Below are 5,685 nucleotides of genomic sequence, written 5' to 3'. Positions count from 1 at the left end.
GCGCGGGCCGGTGAGCGCGGGCCGGTGAGCGCGGGCGCGGCGCCTTACCGGGCCGCCGCGCGGTGGTGGCGGCTCACGGGCGGCGGGTCAGGGGTGCCAGTGGGGGCCCTCGTCGCCGAGCTCGTCCTGGACGGGCGGGCGCTCGGTGTCGCGCATGTGCTCGGCGAGGCCCGGCTTGTTGTGGTGCCGCCGCTGGTAGGCCTGCTCCGCCGGGGTGCGGTCCGGGTCGGGGTCGACCGGCAGCGAGCGCAGCACCTCCGCCGCGCTGCCGTAGGTGCCGAGCGGCAGCGACGACAGCACCCGCTCCTCCTCGCTCAGCGGGCGCTCGGCGTGCGCGTGCTCGACGATCCTCTCCTTGCTGGCCGGGAAGGCGAGGTCCCCCAGCAGCTGCTCGACCCGTCTCGTGTCGGCGATCTTCATGGTGTGCTCCCCCCTGTCGCGGCCGGCCGTCATCCAGCGACCTCCAGCGCCACCTTCGTCCAGCCGGGCTCGCGCCGGTCGAACGCCTCGTAGGCCTCGATGACCCCGGGCAGGCGGGCCTGCTGGGTGAGGATCGTGGTCGGGTCGGCGCCGCCCTTGGCGATGCGGCTGAGCAGCCCCGGCACGTACCGGCGGTGGTTGCAGTTGCCCGCCTTGACGGTCAGGTTCCGGTTCATCGCCAGGCCCAGCGGGAAGCTCGTGAAGTGCGGCGGGTAGACCCCGACGATCCCGATGGTGCCGGCCTTGGCGACCATGTCCACCGCCCAGCGGAGCGCCTCGCCGGGCGCGTCGCCGGGGCGCCACTGCGCGCCGTGCTGGCCGGTGCGCGGCGCGGCCTGCGCCTGCTCGCGCTCGAACTCGCGCCGCTCCTCCTTGGTGATCGCCTCGGCGGCGGGGCCGCTGGCGGGGCTCTCGGCGTCCACGCCGACCGCGTCGATCACGCGGTCCGCGCCGATGCCGCCGGTCATGTCGGTGACGGCCGCGACCGGGTCCTCGGTGTTGAAGTCGATGGTCTCGGCGTTCTGCAGCCGGGCCGTCTCCAGCCGGTCGGCGTGCCCGTCCACGACGAACACCCGGCCGGCGCCCTGGATCCGCGCCGACAGCACGGCGAGCTGCCCGACCGGGCCCGCGCCGAGCACCGCGACGGTGTCGCCGGGCCCGACCTCGGCGAGCCGCGCGCCGAACCAGCCGGTCGGCAGGATGTCGCTGACCATCAGCGCCTGCTCGTCGGTGACGCCGGGCGGGATGGCGACGAGGTTGGTGTGCGCGTACGGGACGCGCGCGTACTCGGCCTGCAGGCCGTCGAACGGGCCGGTCGACCGGGGCCCCCCGTAGAACGACGAGCCGGCGGACGGGCCGTTCGGGTTGGCGACGTCGCACTGGGCGTAGTACCCGGCGCGGCAGTACGAGCACCGGCCGCAGCCGATCGTGGACGGGATGACGACGCGGTCGCCGGGCACGAAGTTGCGGACGTCCCGCCCGACCTCCTCGACCACGCCGACGGCCTCGTGGCCGAGGACCGTGCCCGGCTCCATGCCGGGCATCGTGCCCCTGACGAAGTGCAGGTCCGTCCCGCAGATCGCGCTGGCGGTGATCCGGACGACCGCGTCCTCGGGGTCGCGGACGGCCGGGTCGGGCACCTCGTCCAGGCTGATCTCGCCGACGTCGTGCCAGACCACTGCCCTCATGGCTCTGCTCCTCCCTCGCGGGGCCTGTTCCCGTCCGCCCTTCCCGCAGGTCACAGGACAAACATGGACAATGCAGACACCTGCCGTCCGGCTCGCCCGACCCGCACCGGATAATGGTGAGCCGCAGACCGCGACCACGTCAGGAGTCGGCCATGACACGTCCGTCCCGGCCCGCGCGGGCCCGCCGGTGAGCGCCCCCCGCGCCGGCGCGTCCCAGCAGGTGCTCGGGCCGCTGACCGGCTCGGCGATCTTCCTCGTGGTGACCGTCGACCCCGGCGGCGAGCCCGTGGTCGCCGAGCTGCTCCCCGACCTCGCCGGGCTCGTCCGCGCGGTCGGCTTCCGGGTGCCGGGCGGCGGCCTGACCTGCGTCACCGGCATCGGCTCGGACGCCTGGGACCGGCTGTTCTCCGGCCCGCGCCCCGCGGAGCTGCACCCGTTCGCCGCGCTGCGCGGCGACGTGCACACCGCCCCGGCCACGCCCGGCGACCTGCTGTTCCACATCCGCGCGCACCAGATGGACCTCTGCTTCGAGCTGGCCGCGCAGATCATGGAGCGGCTGGCGGGGGCCGTCACCGTCCGGGACGAGGTGCACGGCTTCCGCTACTTCGAGCAGCGCGACCTGCTCGGCTTCGTCGACGGCACCGAGAACCCGACCGGCGAGGACGCCCGCGCCGCCGTCGTCATCGGCGACGAGGACCCGGGGTTCGCCGGCGGCAGCTACGTGATCGTCCAGAAGTACCTGCACGACATGCGGGCGTGGAACGCTCTCACGGTCGAGCAGCAGGAGGATGCGGTCGGCCGCCGCAAGCTGTCCGACATCGAGATCCCCGACGGGATGAAGGCCCCCGGCGCGCACGTCGCGCTCACCTCGATCACGGGCCCGGACGGCGAGGAGCGGGAGATCCTGCGCGACAACATGCCGTTCGGGAACCTGCGCGACGGCGAGTTCGGCACCTACTTCATCGGCTACTCCGCCACCCCGGAGGTCACCGAGCAGATGCTGCGGAACATGTTCCTCGGCGACCCGCCCGGCGTCCACGACCGGCTGCTCGACTTCTCGACCGCCGTGACCGGGACGCTGTTCCACGTCCCGACGGCCGACTTTCTCGACGACCCGCCCCCGCTTCCCAGCGACGACGGATCCCTGGGCATCGGCGACCTGAAGAGGAGCGCACCTTGAACAACCTGCACCGCGAACTGGCCCCGATCTCCGCCGCCGCGTGGGACGACCTGGAGGCGGAGATCCGCCGCACCGTCACCCGCAACCTCGCCGGGCGGCGGCTGGTGGACGTGCCGGAGCCGGGCGGCGTGGCGCTCGCGGCCGTCACCACCGGGCACCTCGACCCGATCGACGCGCCCGCCGAGGGCGTGGCGGCGCACGTGCGGCGGGCGCGGCCGCTGGTGGAGCTGCGGGTGCCGTTCACCGTGGACCGGCGGGACGTCGACGACGTGGAGCGCGGCGCGAAGGACCCGGACTGGCAGCCCGCCAAGGACGCCGCCCGGCTGATCGCCCGCGCCGAGGACCGCGCGATCTTCGAGGGGTACGCCGCGGCCGGCATCGAGGGGCTGCGCGCCGCGTCCGCCAACCCGGCGATCGCGCTGCCGGACGAGCCGCGCGAGTACCCGAACGCGGTCGCGCGGGCGGTGACGGCGCTGCGGCTGGCGGGCGTGGACGGCCCGTACTCGCTGGCGCTCAGCGCGGACGCCTACACGGCGGTGAACGAGACCTCCGACCACGGCTACCCGATCCACGAGCACCTGGCCCGGCTGGTCAGCGGCGACATCGTCTGGGCGCCCGCGATCACCGGCGCGTTCCTGCTGTCCACCCGGGGCGGCGACTTCGAGCTGCGCGTCGGGCAGGACCTGTCGGTCGGCTACGAGTCCCACGACGCGACGAGCGTCCGGCTCTACCTGCAGGAGACGTTCACGTTCCTGACGTACACCGCCGAGGCCGTGGTCGCGCTCGGCTGACCCGTCTCGACCGCGCGCAACGTCTCGACCGCGCGCAATGTGCCGTGGATCCGCGGTCCATGACTCAATGGACCGCGGATAACCGCGCCAGCGTTTGTGAGTACGATGAGGAGCTCGACCGCCGACTCGAAGAGACGGGCATGGCTGACTTCCGAATCGACGACCTGGCGCGCGCGGCCGGCACCACGGTCCGGCACGTGCGCGGCTTCCAGGAGCGCGGCCTGCTCCCGCCGCCCCGGATGAAGGGCAGGGTCGGCTTCTACGACGACAGCCACCTGGCGCGGATCCACCTCATCGCCCGGCTCAAGGACCGCGGCTACACGCTGGCCAGCATCGGCGAGATGCTGTCGGCGTGGGAGCGCGGCCACAACCTCGCCGACCTGCTCGGCCTGGAGCGGGTCATCCACGACCCGTGGTCGGACGAGGAGCCGGCGCGGATGACGCTCGCGCAGGTCGTGCGGCGGTTCTACCCGGAGATCCCGGAGGACGCGCTCAAGGGCAAGACGCCCGCCGACTATCCGAAGCTGGGGCGGGCGGAGGAGCTGGAGTTCATCCGGTGGACGGGCGAGGAGTACGAGGTGCCGAGCCCGCGGCTGCTGGAGGTCGGCGCGGAGCTCGTCGAGGCGGGCATCGAGCTGGAGGCCGTCTTCGAGATCGCCGGCCGGCTGCGCGGCGACGTGGACGCCATCGCCCGCCAGTTCGTCCGGCTGACCGTGGAGCACGCCGGGCTGGACGCGCGGTCCGGGAACCGGGACGTCCGCGAGGTCGGCGAGGTGATCCGGCGGCTCCGGCCGATCGGCATGCAGGCGGTGCAGGGGCTGCTGGCCCGCTCTCTGCACGCCGAGATCCAGGCCGAGTTCGCCCGGCAGATCGAGAGCATGGGCCTCACTCCCCCGGCGCCGGACGCCCGCCGCACGCGGACGGCCCCGCGCCCGGAGGCCGGGCGCGGGGCCGGAGCGGCGGGCGGGGCCGGTCAGTAGTCGAACCAGCCGGGCAGCTTGGCGCCGAACATCATGTCGCCGGCCAGCTTGATCCTGCCGGTCATGAAGCCCTCCACGCCGTTCAGCCGGCCCGCGCACAGCCGCAGCAGCGTCGGCGCCGACAGGGTGAGCGTCACCTTCGGGCCGGCCGGTGCGCCGCGCTCGCCGATGGCGGCGCCGTCGCGGATCGACAGGCCGTAGGACAGCGTCCCGCCGGGCGCGGTGACGTCCCAGCGGACCACGCCGCCGTCGTTCCCGGCGCGCTCGGCGACGAAGTGCTCGCCCATCAGGCCGAACACCTTGTCCAGGACGTCCTCCGCGCCGACGGCCGCGATGAAGCCGTCGATCGTCTCGTCGTCCACGCCGGGCGCGTCCAGCAGCGCGCGGAGTTGCTCGGGCGAGGCGACGTCCTCCAGCATCGCCTTCAGCTGCTCGGCGTCCCCGAGGTCGGGCACGGTCTCGCTCATGGCGTTCCCCTCCGGTCGAATCGGCGCTTTCACCGGTCCGACGATTCCAGTTCAGCGACCGCCGGATAACTGCACCGGAGACGGAATCGCGAGGGACGGTACTCACCCATTCGATGGTTTATGCGCGCCGGCTCTCGAGGCCGTTCTCGAACCAGTCGGGCTGGCCGTCGGGGCGGGTCGTCGCGAGCCAGAGGCGCAGCGCCATCAGCAGTTCGACGTGCAGGGACGGGTCGTGGATCTCGGGGCCGAACAATTCGTCGAGTTTGCGCAGCCGGAGCCGGACGGTCTGCGGGTGGACGTGCAGCCGGGCCGCCGCGGCGGAGGCGTTGAATCCGCATTCCAGCACCGCCTGGAGCGTCCGCGCATACTGCGTGCGGCGATTCGGCCGGAGCCGCAGCAGCGGATTCAGCCGGCGCCGCGCGGAATGCTCGACGAGATCGCGGTGGCGCAGCACCACGAGGGTGGGCGCGTGCTCGGCGGCGATGATCGGCCCCTCGCGGGGCGGTTCGATCCCAAGAGCATCGGCACCCGCGTCGCCGCCGGCGCCGTGCTGTCCCTGGCCGGCGCGTTCGGCTTCGCCTCCCTGGTCCGCTCCGCCCA

General features: G+C 73.7%; 7 protein-coding genes. 3 read left to right on the top strand and 4 right to left on the bottom strand.

Annotated elements, in window-relative coordinates; genetic code table 11:
- Window positions 1-87 precede the first annotated feature (87 nt).
- Both ABZ914_RS44925 and ABZ914_RS44920 read right to left on the bottom strand, forming a co-directional pair.
- Window positions 88-420, bottom strand: a complete 333-nt coding sequence (locus ABZ914_RS44925; RefSeq protein ID WP_190868030.1) for a DUF2795 domain-containing protein — start codon at window positions 418-420, stop codon at window positions 88-90.
- 29 nt (window positions 421-449) lie between these two features.
- Window positions 450-1,667, bottom strand: coding sequence for a zinc-dependent alcohol dehydrogenase (locus ABZ914_RS44920; RefSeq protein WP_190868032.1), 1,218 nt, complete (start codon window positions 1,665-1,667; stop codon window positions 450-452).
- A gap of 187 nt (window positions 1,668-1,854) precedes the next feature.
- Here ABZ914_RS44920 and ABZ914_RS44915 point away from each other — a divergent pair, with 187 nt between their 5' ends.
- The 3 genes from ABZ914_RS44915 (at window position 1,855) to ABZ914_RS44905 (ending at window position 4,618) form a co-directional block, all read left to right on the top strand.
- Window positions 1,855-2,847, top strand: a complete 993-nt coding sequence (locus tag ABZ914_RS44915; protein ID WP_500200815.1) for a Dyp-type peroxidase — start codon at window positions 1,855-1,857, stop codon at window positions 2,845-2,847.
- Window positions 2,844-3,638 carry a family 1 encapsulin nanocompartment shell protein gene (locus ABZ914_RS44910; RefSeq protein ID WP_190868034.1) on the top strand — a complete coding sequence of 265 codons (795 nt, stop codon included), beginning with the start codon at window positions 2,844-2,846 and terminating at the stop codon, window positions 3,636-3,638. Before ABZ914_RS44915 ends, ABZ914_RS44910 begins: the two co-directional genes overlap by 4 nt.
- Window positions 3,639-3,778: 140 nt before the next feature.
- Window positions 3,779-4,618, top strand: a complete 840-nt coding sequence (locus ABZ914_RS44905; RefSeq protein WP_500200814.1) for a MerR family transcriptional regulator — start codon at window positions 3,779-3,781, stop codon at window positions 4,616-4,618.
- On the opposite strand, the gene ABZ914_RS44900 is transcribed toward ABZ914_RS44905, so the two are convergent.
- Together ABZ914_RS44900 and ABZ914_RS44895 are read right to left on the bottom strand one after the other, a co-directional pair.
- Window positions 4,612-5,085, bottom strand: coding sequence for an SCP2 sterol-binding domain-containing protein (locus tag ABZ914_RS44900; RefSeq protein ID WP_500200813.1), 474 nt, complete (start codon window positions 5,083-5,085; stop codon window positions 4,612-4,614). The genes ABZ914_RS44905 and ABZ914_RS44900 overlap by 7 nt on opposite strands.
- A gap of 118 nt (window positions 5,086-5,203) precedes the next feature.
- Window positions 5,204-5,685, bottom strand: a 482-nt coding sequence (locus tag ABZ914_RS44895; protein ID WP_500200812.1) for a helix-turn-helix domain-containing protein, incomplete at its 5' end; no start/stop codon positions are given.

Source organism: Spirillospora sp. NPDC046719 (assembly GCF_040645715.1).
In the GTDB taxonomy this organism is placed as follows: Bacteria; Actinomycetota; Actinomycetes; order Streptosporangiales; family Streptosporangiaceae; genus Spirillospora.
The sequence above is the reverse complement of the archived record's forward strand: the minus strand, read 5'-3'. Positions and strand labels throughout refer to the sequence as shown.